Here is a 22,611-nt window from a genome sequence, read left to right as displayed (position 1 = left end):
GTTAATTACGCTGTAACGCCTGTCTGATGATTTGCTCAGTAGTCATATCCTGGGCATCAAAACTACGGATCATTCTGTCTGCTTCGGCGGCTTTATACCCTAAAGCAATCAAAGCTTCCAGTGCTTCTTTTCGTGCCCCGCTGCTACTCGGCATATTCGTCGTAATTTGTTCATCAAGCCCCATTGCAGAACCGACTTCCTTAAGTCTGTCGCGCATCTCTATAATAAGACGATCTGCTGTCTTTTTACCGACACCAGGCAAACGCGTCAAACTTGCGGCATCACCTTCCTGCACACTTCGAGCAAAGCTATCGACGTCGCTACCCGATAAAATCGTCAGTGCCAGTTTCGCTCCCACTCCATTTACCTTAAGTAAACTGCGAAATAATAATCGTTCGCGAGTAGTAGCAAAACCATACAACAACTGGGCGTCTTCGCGCACGACTAAATGGGTATATAAACTCACTTTTTCATTAAGTGACGGCAAATTTACAAAAGTAGACATGGGAGCGGAAACTTCATAGCCCACCCCATTTACATCCAGCACCAATTCCGGCGGCTGTTTTTCGATAATAATTCCGGTAAGACGACCAATCATCGGCTATAGCGTCCTCCTCGACGACGACTGATCCGCATTCCTGCGGGAAGTTTATTGCTGAGACTATCCAGTGCTGCATGATTTGCATGGGTTACCGCACAGGCCAAGGCATCTGCGGCATCTTCCATTGGCGCTTCTTTTAATTGCAACATGACCGACATCATATACTGGACCTGTTCTTTTTTGGCATGTCCATTACCAACGACAGCTTTTTTTATTTGTGTGGCGGAATATTCATGGACTTTTAAATGTTGATTGACTGCGGCACAAATGGCAGCCCCTCGAGCCTGACCAAGTTTCAAAGCTGAATCAGCATTTTTATGCAGAAACACCTGTTCGATAGACATAATTTCAGGTTGATACCGCAGAATCAGATCGGTCAATCCATCAAAAATCTGTTTCAGACGATCAGCAAACTCGCCATCACCCACCAGCAATCTGCCATTAATGACGTGCTTAATCTGTTTACCGTCAAGCTCTATGATGCCAAAACCGGTTTTACGGGAGCCGGGATCAACACCGAGAATGCGTGACATAGGGGGATGGCCGCTAGTTCTCCAGCTGCGCCATCACCTCATCAGAGAAGTCTGCATTTGAATAGACCTGTTGCACATCATCAAGCTCTTCAAACGCTTCTATCATGGCGATGGCTTTTTGTGCGTCATCCAACTCCAGACTGACGGTATTGTCAGGGTGCATGGTGACTTCGGCTGATTGCGCCTCAAAGCCAGCGGCATCCAAGGCATCTTTAACAGCAGCATACTCATCCGGCGTGGTAAACACATCGATGGAACCATCATCATTGGTGACAATATCTTCAGCACCCGCTTCCAGCGCGACTTCCATGACCGCGTCTTCATCCAGACCTGGCGCTAGACTGATAATGCCTTTTTGATTAAACATGAAAGCCACACAGCCATCGGTGCCCATATTGCCACCGCGTTTACTGAAAACATGGCGTACCTCAGCAACCGTGCGGTTACGATTGTCCGTCATGCAATCCACCATAATAGCGATGCCATTTGGCCCGTAGCCTTCGTAACGTACCTCTTCGTATGCAGCACCCTCGAGTTCACCTGCACCACGCTTAGACGCTCGTTCAATAACATCTTTGGTCATATTACTGCCCAAAGCCTTATCGATGGCAGCACGTAAGCGTGGATTAGTCGCCGGGTCACTACCGCCCATTCTGGCGGCAACAGTAATTTCACGAATCAGCCGGGTGAACAGTTTGCCGCGTTTGGCATCTTGCGCACCTTTTCTATGCTGGATATTCGCCCATTTACTATGACCTGCCATTTGGTACTAACCTCTTTGTTATTACGTTAAATATTTAGTTTTTCTGAATTAAACCAGGGTATTCCAGTCGCGATAATATTCGCTGCGACCATAAACCTGATCGAAATACATGCTTTGCAACTGTTCAGTGATTGGACCGCGTTTGCCCTCGCCAATAGGACGATTATCCAACTCACGAATAGGGGTAACTTCTGCGGCAGTGCCAGTGAAAAAGGCTTCATCACAGATATAAACTTCATCACGCGTAATGCGTTTTTCAATGACTTTCAAACCAATATCGTTCGCCAGACGCATAACGGTATCGCGGGTAATACCTTCCAGTGCAGAGGTTAACTCAGGTGTATAAAGTACACCATCACGCACCATAAAAAAGTTTTCCCCACTGCCTTCAGTAACAAAGCCGTTGGCATCTAATAAAAGTGCTTCGTCATAACCATCATTCACGGCTTCCTGCAACGCCATCATCGAATTCATGTAGTTGCCATTGGCTTTGGCTTTACACATGGTGATATTCACATGGTGACGGGTAAACGATGAGGTTTTAATGCGAATACCGCGGGTCATGTTTTCTTCACCCAGATAGGAACCCCAGCTCCAGGCAGCCACCATCACATGTGTTTTTAAATTGTCAGCGCGGATACCCATGCCTTCAGAACCATAAAAACACATCGGACGAATATAGGCAGAATCCAGTTTGTTATCTCGAACCACAGCACGTTGTGCTTCGTTTAAAGTCGCTTTATCAAACGGGATGTTCATACCGAGAATCTTGGCGCTACGGAAGAGCCGGTCTGTATGCTCCTGCAGGCGAAAAATAGCAGCGCCAGCATCTGTTTGATAGGCACGGACTCCTTCAAACACCCCCATTCCGTAGTGCAGTGTATGCGTCAGCACATGGACTTTAGCTTCGCGCCAAGGCACAAATTCGCCATCCAACCAGATAACGCCATCACGATCTGCCATTGTTACTGCTGCCATAATTACCTACTTTTGAGACTTAATATTGATATCAAACTGGTCTTAACGTAACCAGCGTTGCCAAATTGCGTTCACTTGTTGCTGAAAATCGGCCACTTTGGCCTCCGGCACCACTGCCGGTTGTTCCTGAAGAACACAATGATTTGCTTCACTACGATAATAGCGATAAGCATCTGCGAGCATGTTCCCTTCTTGTTCACTGAGCTTGCCTGTCGCGACTAAAGCATCCAAAATTCGGATATTATCGGTGTAAACCATCAGATCTGGCAAGCTTGCTGACCAAGCTAGTACTGCATATTGCACCATAAATTCAATATCAGTGATACCACCTACGCCCTGCTTAAGATCAAAATTTCCTGCAGACGACTTATCCAGTTGCTGACGCATTTTATGGCGCATTTCACTGACTTCTTTTGCCAGCTCGGATTCAGTACGTGATTTGGACAAAACTTGCTGGCGAATGTTACTGAATTCTTCAGCTAATTTTTTATCTCCTGCGACACACCTGGCTCTGACCAGAGCCTGATGTTCCCACGTCCAGGCTTCATTTTGTTGATAATCATCAAAGCCTGAAATTGGACTCACCAGCAACCCTGAATTACCCCTTGGCCTCAGTCGCATATCGACTTCATAAAGCACTCCACCCGCAGTCACGGTATTTAATAAGTGGATCATCCGCTGAGCCAAACGTGTATAAAACACCATCAAATCGACAGGTTTATCACCATCAGTCATTCCCTCCCGCGCATCATCAAATACAAAAACTAAATCCAGATCTGAGCCATACCCCAACTCCAGTCCACCTAATTTTCCATAGGCAATGACACTAAAGCCGCACTCCGTCATATCATCTTTATCCGCAGCGGGCGGTAATCCGTGACGCGAGATCAGATATTGCCAAGCCAATTGCAACACACGTTCCAACAAAATTTCTGCCAATTCGCTGAGTTGATCACCGATCCGCATCAACGGTAATACTTCGGTGACATCTGCTGCAGCAACATGCAAAGTGGCAATTTGCCGAAACTCCCGCAATAAATTCATTTGCTGTTCAAGATCGGTGTCTTCAGCAGCTGAGAGGAACTGGTTTAATAAGGCTTGTTGCTGTTCTCGGCCAGGCACTTCGTAAAGTGATCGCGGATCCAGCAATTCATCCAGTAATACTGGATAACGTGCTAACTGATGGCTAATTAATGGACTTGCCGCACAGAGTTTGACCAGTTGAGATAAGGCCAGGGTATTTTCAACTAATAGCGACATATAGGCTGAACGTCGCATAATCGATTCCAATAACGGAATCATCCGATTCAGGCAAGTATCAGGCTCATCAGTGCCAGCAGCAGCCTGAACCAATAATGGCAATAATTTTTTGAGACGTCCGAGACCGGTATGACTAAGGTTTTTCACGACATGTAGGTTCAACAATTTTTCAATCGTCTGTTGGGATTGCTCTGGTTCGTGATATCCCCATGTTTCAAGATAAGACGTTATTTCTGCTTCGCTGGAAGTTAACAATGCAATACTGTCGGTACTCTCATCATCGGCCTGTGGTGCAGTCAGTAATTGTTGGAAATGTTCATGCACCTGCTGCCGATGTTCACTGAGAGTTTCAACAAAAGCAGTCCAGCTCTCAAATCCCATACTCCTTGCTAAACGAATTCGGGCCTCATTATTACTGGGTAATAAATGTGTTTGTTGATCTGCCCAGGCCTGAATACGATGTTCTGTTCGACGCAGAAACACATACGCATTTTTTAAGGCTGTTACAGCGTAATCTGACAATAATTTTCGCTCAGCCAATAAATCCAGAATCGTCAGAATGGGTCTTTGCTGCAAAGGTTTGTCACGCCCGCCATAAATTAACTGAAACACCTGACCAATAAACTCAATTTCGCGGATCCCTCCTGCTCCAAGCTTGATATTGTCTTCCATGCCTTTTAAATGAAGCTGTCCGGCAATCATGGATTTCATTTCACGCAGTGAATCAAACATGCCGTAATCAAGGTAACGTCGATAGACAAACGGTCGTAGTAGCTCGCTGATAGCTTTCTTATCCTGTTCACTGCCCGTAACAGGTCTTGCCTTGATCATTGCATAGCGTTCCCATTCCCGGCCTTGAGTCTGGTAGTAATCCTCCATGGCATCAAAACTGGCGACTAATGATCCACTTTCACCAAACGGGCGCAAACGCATATCTACCCGAAACACAAATCCATCAACGGTCACATTATCGAGAGCCTGAATCAGTTTGCGACCCAAGCGAGTAAAAAACTCTTCATTGGTGAGGCTTTTCCGTGCGCCTTGTGTTTCGCCATCATCAGGATAGGTAAAAATCAAATCTATGTCAGAAGACAGGTTCAATTCCCCGGCACCCATTTTGCCCATCCCCAGCACGATTAAATGCTGTGGCTGAGCCAACTCATCCATCGGGGTGCCAAGCAGTTCGGTTTGCCATTGATAAAGCTTGTTTAATGCCTGCTCAACGCAACAATCCGCCAATGCCGTTAACTCACGCACCGTTTCTGCCAGATCGGCCCATCCACTTAAATCCCGCCAGATAATACGCACCATTTCTCGGTGTCGAAAGAACCGCAATTGTTGTTGCAAAGTGGCTTCATCATTTACCTGTGCCAGCCGGGTTTGCAGGCGTTGCTGATAGCCATCTTCTGCATAGACAGTTTCCAAATCACCACTTTCGACCAACTCACGCAAACGCTGTGGTTGCCTGTCGCCCTGATTCAACACATACTCACTGGCCGTTAATACTTCAGAGGCAGAATCAAGCAGATTTTGCTTATCCTGCAGAATCGATTGCCATCGTTCTGTAAGTTGTGTTGTGGTCATTTTTGCCTCATTGGATATTTCAAAATGCACAGTCATTGAAAATGTGTCTAAACTAACAGAACATATGACTTATCGCGATGTAATAACCACGAAATTTTCACATCGGCAAATGTATTTTCTCAGACTAAATAACCTTCGTCTCGTCAAAGGAGACAACGATGGACAGCAATGAATATAACGCCCCGCATTTCACCCCAAAAAGCGTTTCTGATCGGGTGGCGCTGGCAATTGTAAAATTTATGCGTTTTTTTGCTGACGTCTTTTTTTCCGGGCGTTACGGACATCGTGCTGTCGTACTGGAAACGGTTGCAGCCGTACCTGGCATGGTTGGCGGGGCTCTTCAGCATCTTCGTTCACTGCGCCGGATGCAAAATGATGATGGCTGGATCAGTACTTTGCTGGAAGAAGCTGACAATGAACGCATGCATCTGCTTACCTTTGTGCATATTGCCAAACCAAGCTGGTTCGAACGCGTGTTGATTATCATTGCTCAGGGTGTGTTTTATAACTTGTTCTTTATTTTATATATTTTCTCATCTCGAGTAGCCCATCGAATTGTTGGTTATCTTGAGGAAGAAGCTGTGTACAGCTATACCGAGTATTTAGCAGGTATCGATTCAGGCAAATACGAAAACGTAGCCGCACCGCAAATTGCCATTGATTACTGGAACCTGCCACAGGATGCGCTGCTACGTGATGTAGTGTTAGTTGTAAGAGATGATGAGGCCAAGCATCGTGATGTAAATCATGATTTTGCCAATCAATTGCAAAACGCCTAATATGCCGCTGAATGAAGTAACAAATCGGGTTAGATTCTAACCGCGCTGACAGACAAGGACGACTATGGCGACTTTATTATTTCGACTCAACAATGTACCTGAAGACGAAGCGGAAGACGTTCGGCAATTGCTGGACGATAAAGGCTTTGCCTTTTACGAAACTCAGGCTGGATTTTTTGGCCTTGGTGTGGCAGCCATCTGGTTGATAAATGATGAACAACTGCCTATTGCCAAAGCCACGCTCGATGAATATCAGGCCAAACGCGCTATAGATCAGCGTCAGCAATATGAAAATCTGCGTGCAAATGGCGAAATACCGGGATTTTTCCAATCCATTTTTCAGCATCCATTTCGCTTTATAGGCGTATTACTGTTAATAGCCTTTGTATTGAGCCTGATGTTGATTCCTTTCTGGAAAACATTACACCCTTAAAAGCTCTTTTCAATTTAATTAGCCCAAAAAAAAACCCCACCTCTTTCGAGGCAGGGCTTTTTTGTGTGCTGAGAGCGATGCTGTAACGAATTACATCATGCCGCCCATGCCGCCCATATCAGGCATTGCAGGAGCTTCTTCTTTCGGAATTTCAGCAATCATGGCTTCAGTGGTCAACATCAGACCCGCAACCGAACCAGCATTTTGCAATGCCGTACGCGTTACTTTAGTTGGATCCAGAATACCCATTTCAATCATATCGCCATATTCACCGCTTGCAGCGTTGTAACCGTAGTTACCTTTACCTGCAGCGACTTCATTTAAAACAACAGAGGCTTCATCGCCAGAGTTGGTAACGATTTGACGTAAAGGTTCCTGCATTGCACGACGTGCGATAGCAATACCAGCATCCTGATCCAGGTTGTCACCTTTCAGTTCGCCCAAGCTTACTTCGGCACGAACCAGAGCAACACCACCACCAGCAACTACGCCTTCTTCAACGGCAGCGCGAGTCGCATGTAATGCATCTTCAACACGGGCTTTTTTCTCTTTCATTTCAATTTCAGAGCCAGCACCAACACGAATTACCGCAACACCACCGGCTAACTTAGCCACGCGTTCTTGCAGTTTTTCTTTGTCGTAGTCTGAAGATGAATCAGCGATTTGTGCACGAATCTGTTCAACACGTGCAGTAATTTCATCCGCACGGCCTGCACCATCAATAATAGTGGTGTTTTCTTTGCTGACAGAGATTTTCTTCGCTTGCCCCAGATCATCCAGAGTAACTTTTTCCAGATTCAGACCAACTTCTTCAGAAATCACGGTACCGCCAGTTAACACAGCGATATCTTCCAACATCGCTTTACGACGATCACCAAAACCTGGCGCTTTAACCGCACAGACTTTAACGATACCACGCATGTTGTTAACAACCAGAGTGGCCAACGCTTCGCCTTCAACATCTTCTGAAACGATCAGCAGTGGACGGCTTGATTTGGCAACCGCTTCCAGTGTTGGCAGCAGTTCACGGATATTAGAGATTTTTTTGTCGTACAGCAGAACGTATGGGTCATCCAGATTGGCTGACATAGTTTGCTGTTCGTTAACAAAGTATGGAGACAGGTAACCACGGTCAAACTGCATACCTTCAACAACGTCGAGTTCATTTTCAAAACCACGACCGTCTTCAACCGTGATAACGCCTTCTTTACCCACTTTTTTCATTGCTTCAGCAATGATGTCGCCGACTGATTTGTCAGAGTTGGCAGAGATAGTACCGACTTGAGCAATGGCTTTGTCATCATCACAAGGTGAAGACATTTTTTTCAGCTCTTCAACAGCAGCAGTAACGGCTTTATCGATACCGCGTTTCAGATCCATTGGGTTCATACCCGCAGTAACTGATTTCATGCCTTCACGCAGAATGGCTTGAGCGAGTACGGTGGCGGTAGTAGTACCGTCACCCGCAGCGTCAGAAGTTTGCGAAGCAACTTCTTTCACCATTTGTGCGCCCATGTTTTCAAATTTGTTTTCTAGTTCGATTTCTTTAGCAACTGAAACACCATCTTTAGTAATAGTTGGTGCACCGTAGCTTTTATCCAAAATAACATTGCGACCTTTAGGTCCTAATGTCACTTTTACCGCATTGGCCAGCGTATTAACGCCTTTGACCATTAGCTGGCGCGCATCAGCGCCAAATTTGACTTCTTTAGCAGCCATTTTAATTCCTCTTTATAGCTATGTTTAACGTAACCAGATGTGAAATCGTCGGGAAGCTTACGCTTCGATCACAGCAACGATATCGTCTTCACGCATTACCAGCAGTTCTTCGCCTTCCACTTTGACTTCGGTGCCGGCATATTTACCAAACAGCACTTTGTCACCGACTTTAACAGCCAGAGGACGGACTTCACCAGAATCGGTAGGTTTGCCGTTACCCGCTGCGATAATTTCGCCACGAGATGGTTTTTCTGCTGCATTGTCAGGAATGACAATTCCACCAGCAGAGGTAGTTTCTTCTTCCATGCGACGAACAATCACACGATCATGAAGGGGACGAAGGTTCATTAGTTTTATCCTCCAAAAGTAACAAAAAATGACCAAGAAAATTCCAGGAACCCCTTTAATGGGGCTGGCTGAATAAACTTCAAGTGCCTGAGTTAAAAAATTTCTGAAAAAACTGTCAGATGCAGTAAATTGCTTGATTTATCAGCATTAACGAATATTGCGCTGATCGTCATCCTTGATGACCTCACCCTCAATAATATCCTCACTTTGCGAATAACGTTTCTGCGCAGACCACTGCTGACGAAATATCACATTGCTGTTACGAATTAATTTCAGCAATAGAGCTCGTCGCAAGGCCGGAACCAATAATAAAAAGCCCACCGCATCGGTTACAAAACCAGGAATCAGTAACAGAAAACCGCTTATAAATAAGGTCATTCCCTCCAGCATCTCCAGAGCCGGAGTGTCACCACGACGAATTGATTCCTGAGCTCGCTGCATGGTGGAAAGCCCTTGCAACTTAACCAACCAGGCACCTAAAACTGCAGTCGCAATCACAAACAGAATGGTCCAGCCAGCGCCAATCACCTCACCAACTTCAATTAATACGTAAATTTCTGCGATTGGAACCAGCAGAAATAATAAAAATAGCCACTTGAACATATTTATTCCTTAACGGATAGCACTCACTAGGAAGGTTGGGGCTTATCCGGGCTTTTCAAGCAAATCTGTCGATTATTGATGTGGTTTTTTAACAACATTTCTGGCGATTTGTTGCGTTGTCACACAACTGTCACAGTTTTTTCATCACGCTGAAATATTTGGGTTTTAAGGTGTGCAGGTCTCGGAGATACAGACCGAACGTGTTTTATCAACTAAGAGGATAGTCCCTTGAAATTAAAAACGTCTGCAATATTAATCGCCGGCGCACTGTTCGGTGCCGCCACACTGCCTGCACAGGCTAACAATGATGCCATGATGGATCTTTTACAGGTTTTGCGTGATAAAGGCACAATCAGCAACGATGATTACAAATTGCTGACCAATGCAGCAGCAGCTGATAAAGAAATGGCAGAAGCTGATAAAGAAGAGCTGAAAAAAGAAGTTGAAACAGCAACAGCCAATATGCCGGTTATTGAAACTGATGGCAAACTGGTGGTTTCAGATCGTGACGGTAACTGGTCATTCCAGCCTATCGGTCGTGTGATGTGGGATGCCATTTCTGTCGATAACGATGGCTTATATGATGGTACAGCTATTAGCGACAATGAAGGTCGTGGAACAGAATTACGTCGTGCACGTTTAGGCTTTGAGGGTGATATTTACGACTGGAGCTACAAATTTGAAGCTGACTTTGCCGGTGGTGATGCCTCGATCAAAGATGCATACGTAGGTTACGGTAACAGCCTGACTGACAGCACAAAATGGGGTGTAAAGCTGGGTCAATCTCATATTGCTTTTGGTTACAACACCAAAGCCAGCTCAAAATATATGAGCTTTATTGATCGCCCATTTTACGCCGATTCAAGTATTTCTCCCGCTCGTGAAAGTGGTGCAGTCTTTCAAATAAATGATAAAGACTATCGCTGGTTATTAGCGACTTCTTTCACCAGTGGTGAAATTGAAGATGGTGAAACTGACATTGATGATGCAGACTCATGGGCTGTACGTGGTTCTTTTGTCCCTTTCATGCAAGATGAAAAGCATATGTTGCAAGTTGGTGCTGGTTATCTTACACGCGGTAACGGTGATGATACATTCCGTTATCGTCAACGTGCCGTCAGTCACATTACATCAGAGCGTCCAATCGATACTTCTGTAGCGGGTTATGATGGTTCTTCAGCCTTTACCGCTGACGTGTTAGGTATCTATGGTCCTTTCCATGCCTTGGCTGAATATGTCGATTACACTGCAGAAAGTTCAGTCAATTCTGACCAAGATTTTACTGGTTATTCTGTTGAAGCAGGTTACTTCTTAACCGGTGAATCTTACAAATGGAAAAAAGGCTACAATTCAGGCGTATCACCGAAATCAGCATATGGTGCTTGGCAGCTAGTTGCCCGTTTCGAGAACATCGAAACAGAAGGCCTGGTCGGTGGTAGCATGCAGACTGAAGACGAAGCAGATAAATACACCTTGGGTATTAACTACATCCCACGTAAAAATATTCGCCTTATGTTGAACTACGACAAAATTACTGACCTGACAGTCAACGGTGCAAGCTCAGATGCAGAACCTTCTGCTCTGAAATTCCGTGCTCAAGCCTTCTGGTAGGCGCGGAATCTAGAGAGTTATCTCCTCTGCAAACTTGCCCCACTCTTTTGGGTGGGGCTTTTTTGTATCTGGCTTACTAAGAGTTGAATTCCAATGACAAAAGAAGAATTACTGCAATTTACCTCACTGGAAGATATTCTTGCCACGGCGGCACTTACTCCTATATTTCAACCGATTGTCTCATTAAAAAACAATCAGATTTATGGTTATGAGGCTCTGATCCGTGGTCCTTCTGATAGTGTTTTACACTCTCCAATTAATCTGTTTGATGCAGCCAGTCGACACGGCCGTTTGGCTGAACTGGATTTATTGTGTCGTGAAGTTGCCATTGCCCGATTTGGTGAATTGGATCTGAAAGCCAAGCTGTTTATTAATACCATCCCAGCAGCGCTGTTACAGCCCGACTATCCACACGGTTTAACGACCAAGTTCCTGAAAAAAGCCGGCATCCCTGCGGAGCAGGTAGTCATTGAGTTAACTGAGCAATATCCAATAGATGATTATGTGCTGATGCGCGAAGCTACTGAACATTATCGTGAAATGGGCTTCTCGATTGCCATTGACGATTTAGGGGCGGGTTATTCCGGTTTACGTACATGGTCAGAGTTAAAGCCGGATTATGTCAAACTGGATCGTCACTTCATGCAGAATATCCATGAAGATCAGCAGAAAAAACAGTTTGTGCAATCAATGATCGATATTGCACAAAGCAGTAACTGTAGGGTGATTGGAGAAGGTGTAGAAGTCCGGGAAGAGTATTTAGTTGCACAGTCCATGGATATGCATTTTGCTCAGGGCTATTATTTCGGCCGCCCAACGCCGAATCCCAAGCGAGAATTACCGCCTGAATTATTTGCCAAACGCCAACCCAGAGAAAAAATTCATTCGGGGGTGCCCCGTTCAGATTCACTGGTGGGAAGCCTGCTGACACAATTAACCCCGGTGCGTACTTATCATGATGTAAATCAGGTAGGCGAACGCTTCCAGAATGCCGTAAAACTGGCCGCATTGCCGGTATTACATGAAAACGACACCATTGCTGGCATGGTATGGCGCGATGAATTTATGACCCTGTATGCAAGTCGTTATGGCCGGGACTTACATGGTCGCAAACCGATTCATCTATTTATGGATAATCGCCCTATCATTGCTGAGACGACTTTGCAGCTAAAGTCGCTCAGCCAGCAAATTACGAGTCAGGAACCTTCTCATCAGCACAGCGTTTTTATCATTTCGGAACAAGGATTCTACCGTGGTGTAGGTAGTTTGATGGATTTATTGCGGCAGATTACTGACTTGCAATTAACCATCGCCCGTCATGCCAATCCACTGAGCGGCCTGCCCGGTAATGTACCATTAAATGAGCACATTCAACAGTCTATCCGGGAAAAACGTCATGCCACGGTATGTTATTTCGATTTGGATAATTTCAAGCCCTATAACGATACCTATGGCTATAACAAAGGCGATAAGGTCATTACCAAAACGGCAAAAATACTCAGTCAGTTTATTGACCATGAAAATGATTTTTTAGGTCATGTAGGTGGCGATGATTTCATCGTCATATTTGATAGTCATGACTGGCGCAATCGCTGTGAAATGATGCTGGAGGCGTTCGCGTTACTCTATAGTGAACTTTATAGTGATACCCATCTGCAACAAGGAGGCATTCAAGCCTACGATCGCCATGGTCAGCAAGTCTTTTATCCTTTGTTAAGCTTATCCATCGGTGCGGTCACCATCAGTGATTTTGACTATCTGATTGATGAAACAGATCTTGCAGAGCATGCTACCAAGGCTAAATCGAAAGCGAAGAAAATGCCGGGCAACAGTCTTTATCAGTTGAATCTATCAGATTGCCAGCCATTGGCGGAGGCAGGTTAAGTCAAATAAGATGATGAAAAACGGCCTAATATTTAGCGGCCATTCACTACCGATTTGTTTAATTGTTGCAGTACATAATTAACACGCTGCTTGATCTTTTCCCGGGTAATCCGGAATTCCTTCAGTAGTTCGGCTTCACTGCCCCGATATTTTGCCGGATCGGTTAGCGGTAAATGCAACCGCAAAGTATGGGGGCTGACAACAGGACATTGTTCATCAGCATTTTCACATAAGGTGACCAGTAAGTCTGCCCATTCCAGCATTTCGCCATTTACCCGTATTGATTCCTGCTGTGAAATATCAATACCTACTTCAGACATCACCTGTATTGCCTGAGGATTCTGGCCATGAGACTCAATACCGGCTGAACGAACTTCAATTTCATCCCCGGCCAGAAATCTGGCCCAGCCTTCGGCCATTTGAGAGCGACAGGAATTTCCCGTGCACAAAAACATTATTCTGAACTTTTCCATAACCCACCTCATTTATATCACCGCCCAACTTAACAAGCTTTTATGACAAACCCATTAATTCACATCAAACTTAATAATGATTCTTATCTGCTCTTGAAATCAGCCATATGGCTTCTGCTAGAATGACGCTTTAACTCAACTCGGATCTGCATGTGAAAAAAATTATTATCAGCCTGTTGTTCGTTGTCGCTCCGATACTTTTGCCTGGGATAAGCGCCGCTCAAACAACTCGCTACGTTTCAGATGAGCTTGAGATCACCATGCGCAATGGCCAGGGATTGGATTTCGGTATTCGCAAAATGCTTAAGTCAGGCACCGAACTTGCTGTACTGGAAAATGATCCCTCCGGTTATTCGAAGGTGCGCACCAATGATGGGGTTGAAGGCTGGGTTTTATCGCGTTATCTGGTCAACAATCCGAGTGCCCGTGACCAGCTGGCGGCCAAAGAACAGCGCATTGCCAATCTGGAACTGGAAATTACCGGTTATAAAGAAGAAATTGAACAGTTGAGCTCACAGACCAGTGAAGCTGATAACCAGAACATGTCACTTAAAGAAACAGCTCAACGACTCAGTAAAGAACTGGATGATTTACGCCGTACGGCCTCAAATGCTGTAGCGCTGGAAAACGAAAATCGTCAATTAAAAGAGCGGCTGCAGCAAATCGATCATGAAATTCAATCCATTGTCATCGAAAACAACACGCTGAAAGACAATGATGCAAAGAACTGGTTTTTGATTGGTGCTGCTGTGTTGTTTGGCGGGATGATTATCGGACTGATTTTACCAAGTCTGCGAATGCGTAAAAAAAGCTCATGGGGTAATTTCTAGACTACCAACAGAAAAGCGCCGCAAAATATTGCGGCGCTTTGGGGTTATTCTGACTTAATGACTACTTCACGCTTTTTATGTCCCTCACGTAAATGTTGCAGATTCTCTCCCGCCAGTGTCCCACTATCAATCTGATAAGCTTTGCCAAACCCTTTCACATATCGCCCGCCACGGGGTTTAAGTTTGAATAGACGGAAATCACTCAGCTGACTTAAGTTCGTTATACGCTGGCCATGACGCTCGGTTAACAACGCAATTCCCACATGCCAGGCATCAGAGTCAACTTGAATCCATTCCGCCTCCACCTGATAAGTCACACGCAAACGGGCGAACAGTTCAATCGCCGAATCTTCATCTTCAATGATTAACACTGACGCTTGTGGATGAATTCGCAGATTGACGCCATGGACAGCAATATCACTGACCAGTATATAAAGACAGTCTCTGCCAAGTGCAAAAGCAGCATATGATGCATAGGGGTGATTATTTTCATCCAGAGTCGACAGCATTAACGTTTTACGGCTGTTGACCATCATCATGATTTCATCACTGATCTGTTGTTCCAAACCTTTATTTTTCATTTGTGTGCCCCCAGGGCCTGTTGATCTTTCATAGCCGCCTCTGCTGTGACTGAAAATGCACCAATCAAGACGCGAGGAGTGAAGTTTAGTGACTCTAAATAAACGACGAGCAACGAAGAGTGGTGCATTTTCAGCCTCAACCCGAAGGGCTGGGTGCTATTTTCCCCCTACTTCGTTGGAAATGACTTATCTAGAATGACTACATCGCATCATTACCGCCTTGTCGGACAAAAAATAGCCTCCAGCAGTGGTGGCTAAGAAAGATTAACAGGCCCTTGATATTGCTGCATTAACTGATAAAACTTTTCACGTTGTGATGCGATCAATTCGCCCTGTTCATCACGACCGAGAAAGACTTTGAAGATGACTTCATCGTTTGCATCCTCAAACACAAAGGCATAACTTTCACGACCTCGATGGGGTTTAGCCTGAAAGCTGATTCGCTCAATTTTCTGCAGATTAAGATGGCCCTGAAAACCGTTGCCGTCAGCTTTAAGGTTATAGAAACCTTCTGCCACGGTTGCTTTTGGAAAGGCGCCGGTAAATTCGAATACACTGCCACCATGAATAATGATGGTTGTCATCGAGCCCCAATCACTGATCTGTTCCAATAACTGTTGCGCATTTTGTCCCGGCATTATTGAGGCTGGTGTTGCTGCTTGTTCCTGTTGCATAAATCTACTCCGCATTAGAACTGATAGCGTACTGCCAATCTTACATCACGTCCCGGCATATAAAGCTCCTGAAACGCCACACGATAATATTGATCAAACAGATTATTCACACTGATATCCAGCTTGAGATCAGATATGGCAGCTGGCTGCCAGGTGGCATAAATATCGGTCAGGGTATAGTGGTCATAATCTCGACTATCTTCTGAAGGAGTTCGATTCTGAGTCTCGATATGGCTGACCTTCAGCCCCGTTTTAACGCTGCGATTGATAAAGCGCTGACTCAGATCCAATACCCATTTATCTGCTGGAATACCGCTAAGTTTCTCACCAGTCTGTTTATCTTCACCACGGGTCTGGCCGTATGACAATGCAGCATTAAAATCATTTAGACCATAGTTAAATTTTAGCTCAAAACCTTTTAATTGAGCTTCATCAACATTGTTATAAGTTGTGTTCCCGGCATCAACACTGAAAAAAGGTGGAAAAGGTAATGATGAAAAAACAGGGCTATCAACTGTTTGCTCAATAAAATTATCAATATTGTTATAAAACAATGCCGCATTGATGCCAAAGTAATCTTGTGGAGTAAAGAGATTCTGCGTATTAAAGTCAGCGATGAATTCGATATTTTGAGATTCTTCTGGTTTCAGATCAGCATTTGGAATAAAGGTATTACAAGAAGTTGAAGTAATGCAAAAATGTGTTCCGGTGGTATAAAGCTCCTCAGCGGTTGGCGCCCTGAAAGCTTCATCGTAACGAAGTGTCAGATTCAGCTGATCTGTAGTTTGCCATACCAAAGCTACTGAAGGTGAAAGTGCATTATCACTACGATCATTATTTAAATTTTTAGCCTTAGTGCTGAAATCATCATAACGTCCGCCCATTTCCAACCGCCATGCCTCAGCAAAAGGAATGTGCACTTCAGTAAACGCGCCCCATACTTCTGTTGTGGCATCTGGTGGAGTGGGACGATCCAGTCCGCCACGGTTACTGCTTAATTTATCCTGATAGCCATCAACACCATAAATAAAACTGATATTACTCAGCTCTGTTCGGTTATTCAGATTTAACCCCAGTGTTTCAATCTCAGTATTATCAGCACGGCGATCCGATAAGCGGTATTCCTGCATATCAGTATTGTTCCAGTACAGCATCAATTGGGCATTAAGCCAGTCACTATCGGGATTGAGACGATAATCTACCGAGGCATGATCAGTTTGGTTTTCACGATGAATCATAAAATTTGATGAACTCAAATCGGCAGCACCATTAGAAGGAACCTCTCCGTTTACCTCTGAACTACGCAGGTTAAATGTTGCTGTTTGTGCATCATCAATAAACCAGTCGACTTTGGCCATTACGCCTTTATCTCGAGAGGCAGATCCTTCCAGATTTTCGCCATTGCCCAGCTCTATTTCATTGCCATCACGGTAAAATCCGGACAACAGCCAGTCGACACTATCCATTCGTCCTGCCAACGCCGTGGTGGTTAACCATTTATCACTGTTGCTGTGATAACCCTGTTTGATAAATCCGCCAAAGTCCCTTACTCCCAGTAAATCAGCTGCATGAATGGTGTTTTGTGAAATTACGCCGCCAAGTGCACCTGACCCCCACAACGCACTACTCGGACCTTTCACTACTTCGACACTTTTGATTAATTCCGGATCCAGAAAATAGGTCGGGCGATGGCCTGACATAAAGTTTTGTCTGACCCCATCCACCAGCTGTAATACCTGGTTATCTCCTAACCCACGGATATTCACATTCTGAACATCTTCCCTAGGTCCACCGCTCAGTGTGACATTCGGCAGATGTGCAACTGTTTGTGGCACAGACGTCGCCTGCCGTTCATCTAATTCGGTTTTATCAATAACAGTGATATTTCGACTCTGCGTGCCTGACGGCTCTGCATTACGTGTTGCAGTGATCTTGATTTCTTCCATTTCCAGAGGCGTTTGGGCAACCGAGATCAATGGAGTAAGTAAAAGTAAGGACTGTATCAGGATGGATAAGATTTTACGTTCAGCGTTCATCATTTCCTCAGCAGAAACTACGCGCTTTAACAGAGCGCCTGATTAAAAGTGTGCTTATGCAACGTTAAAACAAGTGGCATATGGCCGAGAAAATTATCACAACAAATACTTTCTGTAAATAGTAATGATTATTATTTAGATTTAACTTAACAATTTAATGATTTCTGGTTAAACTTCTGCAATGACAATGATGGCTTCCCCCATCATCAGCAGATATAAAGAATTGAATACACCTTTGGAGATTTGTATGAATCAATCTGAATTTTCACGTCGCTCCATTAGAAAGCTATTTTACGGCGTTTTAGTGTTATTCAGTACTCAAATAGCCATCGCTGAGCCGATTCATGCTGAGAGAATCATCAGTGTCGATAGTAATGCCACAGAAATTTTGCTGGCCCTTGGGGTTGGGTCAAAAATTATTGCTACCGATATCACCAGTGAGCCATTACTTAAGGGAGAAAATATTCAAATACTAGGATATCACCGCACGTTATCGGCCGAAGCGCTCTTATCCCTACAGCCGGATCTGATTGTTGGCAGCGACCATACAGGACCTGCCGCCACAGTAAATGCGATTCAGCAGGCACAAATCAACTTTATCCAGCTCGATAGTCCGGAGAGCGTGGCAGAATTGAGTCGTAATATTCATCGATTAGCAAAATCACTTAATCGCGAGGCAACCGGACAGGCACTCATTGACGATATTCAACAACTGGAAAACGCTATTGTCAGCAAACAGAACGGTTCAGCATTAAACATGGTTTTTTTACTGGATCTGAATGATCGTGGTCTATCACAGGCTGGTCGGGACACCGTTGGTAACGCACTGATTACATTGCTTCATGGTGAGAATGTCAGCAATTTTAATGGTTTTCAGACTGTGTCGCTGGAGTCTATTCTGGCCATAAACCCTGATGTCATCATCGTTGGTAAACGCATCAATGGTGCTCCGGAAAAGGAACAATTGCTGGCCCGTTATCCTTTGTTGAAAAATACTGCAGCCGGACAAGCCCAACGCATAGTAAGTGTAGATGCCAGTAAATTGATTGCAGGCTTGAGTATCACCGCCGTAAATCAAGCCAACCAACTGGCAGAAATAATTTTTCCTTCTGCAAGATGAGCTATGCCAAATATTTACCAGCCCGACCGCAGGGTTGGCGACGTGGTGTCTGGCCAATGTTTTGCTTGTTACTGCTGGCAAGTATTTTGTTATCAATCATCCTGGGTCCAATGACCTTGCCTGCAAAACAAAGCTTATTGAGCATAATAGATCAGTTTCTCGGCAGTGAACTGAGTCAATTAAATGCCTTTCAAACGGCCATTATCTGGGAGTTACGCTGGCCAAGAACACTACTCGCTCTATTTATTGGTGCTTTATTAGCCCTCTGCGGTGCCGTCACCCAGGGACTATTCCGTAATCCGTTAGCTGACCCCGGCATTATTGGTGTCTCTTCCGGGGCAGGACTTGGCGCGGCCATTGCCATCGTGTTGTTACCGGCTTCGCTCAGCTATCTGACGACTCCGGTCGCTGCATTTCTTGGCGGTTTGATAACCACCTTACTGGTTTATCGGCTGGCACAATCACAGAATGGTGGTACCTCGGTATTGATTCTATTGCTAGCTGGCGTTGCCATAGCGGCTTTTAGCGGGGCGATTATTGGTTTTATGACTTATATTGCCAATGATATGGCTTTACGCGAGCTGACCTTGTGGGGTATGGGTACGCTTAACGGCGCAAACAGTACATCTATCTGGTTATCCGCAATGACCTGTCTCTGCCTATTGGTGTTTTACCAAATCCAGGCACCGGCATTAAATGCCTTTCTGCTAGGTGAAGCCGAAGCCCGCCATCTGGGCATCCATGTTGAGAAATTAAAGCTGCAATTGATCGTGGTCACAGCCATCGGCGTAGGTATTGCTGTCTCAGCCACCGGCATTATCGGTTTTATCAGTCTGGTGGTACCACATCTGGTTCGCATGACCATGGGCCCGGATCATCGATTATTACTGCCATTATCCGCACTGACCGGAGCAGTATTGTTACTGATGGCAGATATTGGTGCCAGAGTATTGCTGGCTCCTGCCGAATTACCGGTAGGTTTGGTGACCGCATTAATCGGTGCGCCTTTCTTTGCTTTTTTGCTAATCCAGCAACGTAAACGACTCAGTACGTTATAACCCGCCTATGCTCACTATCGAAAATCTGCTTATTCAACAGGAACACCGCCAAATTCTGAATTTGCCAATAGCCAGTTTGGTTTCTGGCGAGTTCATTGCGGTGTTAGGTCCTAATGGAGCTGGTAAATCCAGTTTAATCAAAGCCATCTGTGGTGAATGGCCCGCCAGTCAAGGCCAGATATATCTGCATGGCAACTCTTTAGAACACTGGAACAGAGAATTACTGGCCAAACACCTGGGTGTATTGCCTCAAGCCAGCCAGTTATCTTTTCCATTTAAAGCGCAGGAGGTCGTTGCGATAGGTTCCACTCCCCTTAGCCTGAGTCTCCGTGAGATTAATTATGCAGTTCAAAAGTGGATGCAGGCAACGGATACCTGGCAATTTGCTGACAGGCTTTATACAAGCTTATCAGGCGGGGAACGACAACGGGTACAATTGGCCAGAGTATTATTACAACTGTCGCAGGCAGAACGGGCTCCATTGTTATTACTGGATGAACCAACATCAGCGCAGGATCTTGGACAGCAACATCAGTTATTGAATTTGGTAAAATCGCTTTGTCAGGAAAATGGTTTTGCGGTGATCAGTATTTTGCATGATGTGAACCAAGCAAGTCGTTATGCTGACAAAGTGTGGCTTTTAAAACAGGGGGAACTCGTCGCCCAGGGCTCACCACTGCAGGTGCTTCAACCTGAAACAGTAATGAAAATATGGGGTTATCAACCGGAGCTGTTTTTTAACAGCCAGGGCCAGCAGATACTGGTCTGAGGAGGGTAAAGTCACCGTTAAATTGCTGCCTATAGACCCTAACTGAATTGACTAACATCCATGAGCACAGAAACCAGCTATCAGCTTAAAGGCATACTCAAACAGGCGTTGAGTTATAAAAAGCATCTGATTAAAGCCAACCTGATCGCGCTGTTTGCCACTCTCTGTGCAGTTCCTGTGCCCTTATTGTTACCGATCATGGTGGATGAAGTCTTACTGGACCAACCCGGTACTGCCGTGGCGTTTATCTCTTCGTTTACGCCCGAGCACTTGCACGGTCCAATTCTTTTTATCAGCGCCATGTTAATTCTTACGCTGGTATTACGTTTGGCCTCATTGGTTTTAAATGTATTGCAGTCACGCTATTTCACCATCATTGCCAAACGCATTACCTTTCGAATTCGCCGTCAACTGATCAAACGGCTGGAAAAAATCGCCATCAGTGAATATGAAACCCGTGGCAGTGGTGGAATATCCTCGCATTTTGTCACCGATATTGAGGTGATTGATAATTTTATTGGCAATACCATAAGCCGGTTTATCGTTGCAGTGCTGAGTATTATCGGCACCGCCGTGATCCTGCTGTTTCTGCACTGGCAACTGGCTTTATTGATTCTGTTTATGAATCCCCTGGTGATTTATTTCACCATGCGTGTGGGGAAACACGTCAAAAATCTGAAAAAAAATGAAAATACGGCGGTGGAGGTTTTTCAGCAGAGCCTGACTGAAACACTTGATGCCATTCAGCAGATCCGTGCCGCCAACCGAGAAAAACATTATTTTCTGCGAGTTATCGATCGGGCTCGCGGAGTCCGCACCCATGCCACTGACTATGCTTGGAAAAGCGATGCCGCCAATCGTATTTCTTTTGTCATATTCCTGTTTGGGTTTGATATCTTTCGCGCGGTAAGCATGTGGATGGTGGTGTTTTCCGATTTGAGTATCGGTCAGATGTTTGCCGTATTTGGCTATCTCTGGTTCATGATGGGACCGGTACAAGAAGTGTTGAATATTCAATATGCCTTTTATGCTGCGGGTGCCGCGGTTTCTCGTCTAAACAAATTGTTTTCGTTAAAACAGGAAGTTGTTTATCCGGCCAAAACCAATCCGTTTATCGAAGGCCAGGCCAGCAGTATCCGCATTGAAAATCTGCATTTCAGTTATGACGAAAATAATCCGGTACTCAGCGGTGTTTCGCTGGAAATCAAAGCCGGTGAAAAAGTGGCTCTGGTGGGCGCCAGTGGTGCCGGTAAATCCACGCTGGTCAATGTGTTATTAGGCTTGTATCCGGCCGATAAAGGCATGGTGTATTTCAATGATGTGCCGGTCAGCGAGATAGGGCTGGAAGGGGTGCGCGAGCATGTCGCAACCGTATTACAACATCCTGCATTGTTTAATGACTCGGTGCGGGAAAACATTACACTGGGACGTGATTATCCCGATACAGCAATCTGGCAGGCGATAAAAACCGCGCAGATTGAGGATGTCATTCAGGCCATGCCAAAAGGACTGGATACACTGGTTGGCCGTTCCGGTGTTAAGCTCTCCGGCGGCCAACGCCAACGCCTTGCCGTCGCCAGAATGGCATTAATGAATCCCAGTGTGGTGGTGCTCGATGAGGCTACTTCAGCGCTGGACAGCAATACCGAGCATCATCTGCATATCGCCTTGGCGGATTATCTGAAAAACCGCACCACCATCATCATTGCTCATCGCTTAAGTGCTGTTCGGCAAGCCGATCGTATTGTGGTGTTTGATGGTGGTGAAATCATTGCCGATGGCGATCACGACAGCCTGATTCAGGAACACGGCATTTATCAGAAACTCTATGCCCAGCAGATTTGATATCAAAACCACAAAATAACCACAGAGGCACAGAGGGCACAAAGAAAGCTTTCGGGAGTATGTGGTTATTTTATCCGCAGATTACGCAGATTTTCGCCGATTCTTAATATGTATCAGCAAGCTATTAGC

General features: G+C 45.2%; 21 protein-coding genes. 9 read left to right on the top strand and 12 right to left on the bottom strand.

Annotated elements, in window-relative coordinates; all coding sequences use genetic code 11:
• Window position 1 precedes the first annotated feature (1 nt).
• Genes ruvA through glnE form a run of 5 tightly spaced genes read right to left on the bottom strand, consistent with a single transcriptional unit; the run spans window position 2 to window position 5,755 of the window.
• Window positions 2–598 carry a Holliday junction branch migration protein RuvA gene (gene ruvA / locus B4F66_RS02115; protein WP_014705249.1) on the bottom strand — a complete coding sequence of 199 codons (597 nt, stop codon included), beginning with the start codon at window positions 596–598 and terminating at the stop codon, window positions 2–4.
• Window positions 595–1,134 (bottom strand): crossover junction endodeoxyribonuclease RuvC, encoded by a 540-nt coding sequence (gene ruvC, locus B4F66_RS02110; protein ID WP_292358160.1) that lies wholly within the window; start codon window positions 1,132–1,134, stop codon window positions 595–597. The genes ruvA and ruvC overlap by 4 nt, the downstream gene beginning before the upstream one ends.
• Window positions 1,135–1,147: 13 nt before the next feature.
• Entirely contained in the window at window positions 1,148–1,897 is a 750-nt protein-coding gene (locus B4F66_RS02105) for a YebC/PmpR family DNA-binding transcriptional regulator (RefSeq protein WP_292358161.1), read from the bottom strand.
• 48 nt (window positions 1,898–1,945) lie between these two features.
• The gene (locus B4F66_RS02100; protein ID WP_292358163.1) at window positions 1,946–2,875 is read right to left on the bottom strand and encodes a branched-chain amino acid transaminase; all 930 of its coding nucleotides are present in this window, start codon (window positions 2,873–2,875) and stop codon (window positions 1,946–1,948) included.
• Window positions 2,876–2,917: 42 nt separating this feature from the next.
• On the bottom strand, window positions 2,918–5,755 hold the full coding sequence (gene glnE / locus B4F66_RS02095; protein WP_292358165.1) for a bifunctional [glutamate--ammonia ligase]-adenylyl-L-tyrosine phosphorylase/[glutamate--ammonia-ligase] adenylyltransferase: 2,838 nt from the start codon (window positions 5,753–5,755) through the stop codon (window positions 2,918–2,920).
• A gap of 122 nt (window positions 5,756–5,877) precedes the next feature.
• Between glnE and B4F66_RS02090 the strand changes: the two genes are divergently transcribed.
• Both B4F66_RS02090 and B4F66_RS02085 read left to right on the top strand, forming a co-directional pair.
• Complete coding sequence (locus B4F66_RS02090; protein ID WP_292358167.1) at window positions 5,878–6,498, top strand: alternative oxidase; 621 nt, start codon at window positions 5,878–5,880, stop codon at window positions 6,496–6,498.
• A gap of 64 nt (window positions 6,499–6,562) precedes the next feature.
• Window positions 6,563–6,931, top strand: coding sequence for a DUF6164 family protein (locus tag B4F66_RS02085; protein WP_289281406.1), 369 nt, complete (start codon window positions 6,563–6,565; stop codon window positions 6,929–6,931).
• A 90-nt stretch (window positions 6,932–7,021) separates the two neighbouring features.
• Here the strand turns inward: B4F66_RS02085 and groL are convergent, their stop codons facing one another.
• The 3 genes from groL to B4F66_RS02070 form a co-directional block, all read right to left on the bottom strand.
• Window positions 7,022–8,650: a chaperonin GroEL gene (groL, locus tag B4F66_RS02080; RefSeq protein ID WP_014705255.1), complete on the bottom strand. Its 1,629-nt coding sequence runs from the start codon at window positions 8,648–8,650 to the stop codon at window positions 7,022–7,024.
• Between the two features lie 57 nt (window positions 8,651–8,707).
• Window positions 8,708–8,998 carry a co-chaperone GroES gene (groES, locus tag B4F66_RS02075; RefSeq protein ID WP_014705256.1) on the bottom strand — a complete coding sequence of 97 codons (291 nt, stop codon included), beginning with the start codon at window positions 8,996–8,998 and terminating at the stop codon, window positions 8,708–8,710.
• A 147-nt stretch (window positions 8,999–9,145) separates the two neighbouring features.
• A complete protein-coding gene (locus tag B4F66_RS02070; RefSeq protein ID WP_292358171.1) occupies window positions 9,146–9,601 on the bottom strand; it encodes an FxsA family protein in 456 nt (151 codons plus the stop codon).
• 228 nt (window positions 9,602–9,829) lie between these two features.
• On the opposite strand from B4F66_RS02070, the gene B4F66_RS02065 reads away from it, so the two are divergent.
• Both B4F66_RS02065 and B4F66_RS02060 read left to right on the top strand, forming a co-directional pair.
• Entirely contained in the window at window positions 9,830–11,212 is a 1,383-nt protein-coding gene (locus B4F66_RS02065) for an OprO/OprP family phosphate-selective porin (RefSeq protein WP_292358173.1), read from the top strand.
• Window positions 11,213–11,305: 93 nt separating this feature from the next.
• Complete coding sequence (locus B4F66_RS02060) at window positions 11,306–13,096, top strand: GGDEF domain-containing protein (RefSeq protein ID WP_292358174.1); 1,791 nt, start codon at window positions 11,306–11,308, stop codon at window positions 13,094–13,096.
• A gap of 32 nt (window positions 13,097–13,128) precedes the next feature.
• Here B4F66_RS02060 and B4F66_RS02055 read toward each other — a convergent pair whose 3' ends face one another.
• Window positions 13,129–13,569, bottom strand: a complete 441-nt coding sequence (locus tag B4F66_RS02055) for an arsenate reductase ArsC (RefSeq protein ID WP_292402959.1) — start codon at window positions 13,567–13,569, stop codon at window positions 13,129–13,131.
• 152 nt (window positions 13,570–13,721) lie between these two features.
• Here B4F66_RS02055 and B4F66_RS02050 point away from each other — a divergent pair, with 152 nt between their 5' ends.
• Window positions 13,722–14,399, top strand: coding sequence for a TIGR04211 family SH3 domain-containing protein (locus B4F66_RS02050; protein WP_292358176.1), 678 nt, complete (start codon window positions 13,722–13,724; stop codon window positions 14,397–14,399).
• 44 nt (window positions 14,400–14,443) lie between these two features.
• On the opposite strand, the gene B4F66_RS02045 is transcribed toward B4F66_RS02050, so the two are convergent.
• The 3 genes from B4F66_RS02045 to B4F66_RS02035 all read right to left on the bottom strand — a co-directional run bounded on the left by B4F66_RS02045 (window position 14,444) and on the right by B4F66_RS02035 (window position 17,693).
• Complete coding sequence (locus B4F66_RS02045; protein WP_292358178.1) at window positions 14,444–14,980, bottom strand: HugZ family pyridoxamine 5'-phosphate oxidase; 537 nt, start codon at window positions 14,978–14,980, stop codon at window positions 14,444–14,446.
• A 254-nt stretch (window positions 14,981–15,234) separates the two neighbouring features.
• Complete coding sequence (gene hutX / locus B4F66_RS02040) at window positions 15,235–15,654, bottom strand: heme utilization cystosolic carrier protein HutX (protein ID WP_292358179.1); 420 nt, start codon at window positions 15,652–15,654, stop codon at window positions 15,235–15,237.
• Between the two features lie 14 nt (window positions 15,655–15,668).
• Window positions 15,669–17,693, bottom strand: a complete 2,025-nt coding sequence (locus B4F66_RS02035) for a TonB-dependent receptor, heme/hemoglobin family (protein ID WP_292411164.1) — start codon at window positions 17,691–17,693, stop codon at window positions 15,669–15,671.
• A gap of 244 nt (window positions 17,694–17,937) precedes the next feature.
• Here B4F66_RS02035 and B4F66_RS02030 point away from each other — a divergent pair, with 244 nt between their 5' ends.
• From B4F66_RS02030 to B4F66_RS02015, 4 genes are read left to right on the top strand one after another with little or no spacing between them, the layout of a single operon-like run.
• Complete coding sequence (locus B4F66_RS02030; RefSeq protein ID WP_292358183.1) at window positions 17,938–18,810, top strand: heme/hemin ABC transporter substrate-binding protein; 873 nt, start codon at window positions 17,938–17,940, stop codon at window positions 18,808–18,810.
• Window positions 18,807–19,868 (top strand): FecCD family ABC transporter permease, encoded by a 1,062-nt coding sequence (locus tag B4F66_RS02025; protein ID WP_292358185.1) that lies wholly within the window; start codon window positions 18,807–18,809, stop codon window positions 19,866–19,868. Before B4F66_RS02030 ends, B4F66_RS02025 begins: the two co-directional genes overlap by 4 nt.
• 7 nt (window positions 19,869–19,875) lie before the next feature.
• The gene (locus tag B4F66_RS02020; RefSeq protein WP_292358187.1) at window positions 19,876–20,637 is read left to right on the top strand and encodes a heme ABC transporter ATP-binding protein; all 762 of its coding nucleotides are present in this window, start codon (window positions 19,876–19,878) and stop codon (window positions 20,635–20,637) included.
• A gap of 60 nt (window positions 20,638–20,697) precedes the next feature.
• Complete coding sequence (locus B4F66_RS02015; protein ID WP_292358189.1) at window positions 20,698–22,482, top strand: ABC transporter ATP-binding protein; 1,785 nt, start codon at window positions 20,698–20,700, stop codon at window positions 22,480–22,482.
• Window positions 22,483–22,611: the final 129 nt, after the last annotated feature.

Origin of the sequence: Methylophaga sp. UBA3603, assembly GCF_002375335.1 — a bacterium.
Lineage (GTDB): Bacteria > Pseudomonadota > Gammaproteobacteria > Nitrosococcales > Methylophagaceae > Methylophaga.
This window is presented reverse-complemented; position numbering and strand designations above follow the sequence as displayed.

Excerpts from the sequence above, each read along its gene's own strand:
- groES (WP_014705256.1), bottom strand. The coding sequence starts at position 8,998 with ATGAACCTTCGTCCCCTTCATGATCGTGTGATTGTTCGTCGCATGGAA.
- B4F66_RS02070 (WP_292358171.1), bottom strand. The coding sequence starts at position 9,601 with ATGTTCAAGTGGCTATTTTTATTATTTCTGCTGGTTCCAATCGCAGAA.
- B4F66_RS02060 (WP_292358174.1), top strand. The coding sequence starts at position 11,306 with ATGACAAAAGAAGAATTACTGCAATTTACCTCACTGGAAGATATTCTT.
- B4F66_RS02045 (WP_292358178.1), bottom strand. The coding sequence starts at position 14,980 with ATGAAAAATAAAGGTTTGGAACAACAGATCAGTGATGAAATCATGATG.
- B4F66_RS02025 (WP_292358185.1), top strand. The coding sequence starts at position 18,807 with ATGAGCTATGCCAAATATTTACCAGCCCGACCGCAGGGTTGGCGACGT.
- ruvC (WP_292358160.1), bottom strand. The coding sequence starts at position 1,134 with ATGTCACGCATTCTCGGTGTTGATCCCGGCTCCCGTAAAACCGGTTTT.
- B4F66_RS02055 (WP_292402959.1), bottom strand. The coding sequence starts at position 13,569 with ATGGAAAAGTTCAGAATAATGTTTTTGTGCACGGGAAATTCCTGTCGC.
- glnE (WP_292358165.1), bottom strand. The coding sequence starts at position 5,755 with ATGACTGTGCATTTTGAAATATCCAATGAGGCAAAAATGACCACAACA.
- B4F66_RS02105 (WP_292358161.1), bottom strand. The coding sequence starts at position 1,897 with ATGGCAGGTCATAGTAAATGGGCGAATATCCAGCATAGAAAAGGTGCG.
- B4F66_RS02015 (WP_292358189.1), top strand. The coding sequence starts at position 20,698 with ATGAGCACAGAAACCAGCTATCAGCTTAAAGGCATACTCAAACAGGCG.
- B4F66_RS02090 (WP_292358167.1), top strand. The coding sequence starts at position 5,878 with ATGGACAGCAATGAATATAACGCCCCGCATTTCACCCCAAAAAGCGTT.
- groL (WP_014705255.1), bottom strand. The coding sequence starts at position 8,650 with ATGGCTGCTAAAGAAGTCAAATTTGGCGCTGATGCGCGCCAGCTAATG.
- B4F66_RS02035 (WP_292411164.1), bottom strand. The coding sequence starts at position 17,693 with ATGATGAACGCTGAACGTAAAATCTTATCCATCCTGATACAGTCCTTA.
- B4F66_RS02085 (WP_289281406.1), top strand. The coding sequence starts at position 6,563 with ATGGCGACTTTATTATTTCGACTCAACAATGTACCTGAAGACGAAGCG.
- hutX (WP_292358179.1), bottom strand. The coding sequence starts at position 15,654 with ATGCAACAGGAACAAGCAGCAACACCAGCCTCAATAATGCCGGGACAA.
- B4F66_RS02100 (WP_292358163.1), bottom strand. The coding sequence starts at position 2,875 with ATGGCAGCAGTAACAATGGCAGATCGTGATGGCGTTATCTGGTTGGAT.
- B4F66_RS02030 (WP_292358183.1), top strand. The coding sequence starts at position 17,938 with ATGAATCAATCTGAATTTTCACGTCGCTCCATTAGAAAGCTATTTTAC.
- ruvA (WP_014705249.1), bottom strand. The coding sequence starts at position 598 with ATGATTGGTCGTCTTACCGGAATTATTATCGAAAAACAGCCGCCGGAA.
- B4F66_RS02020 (WP_292358187.1), top strand. The coding sequence starts at position 19,876 with ATGCTCACTATCGAAAATCTGCTTATTCAACAGGAACACCGCCAAATT.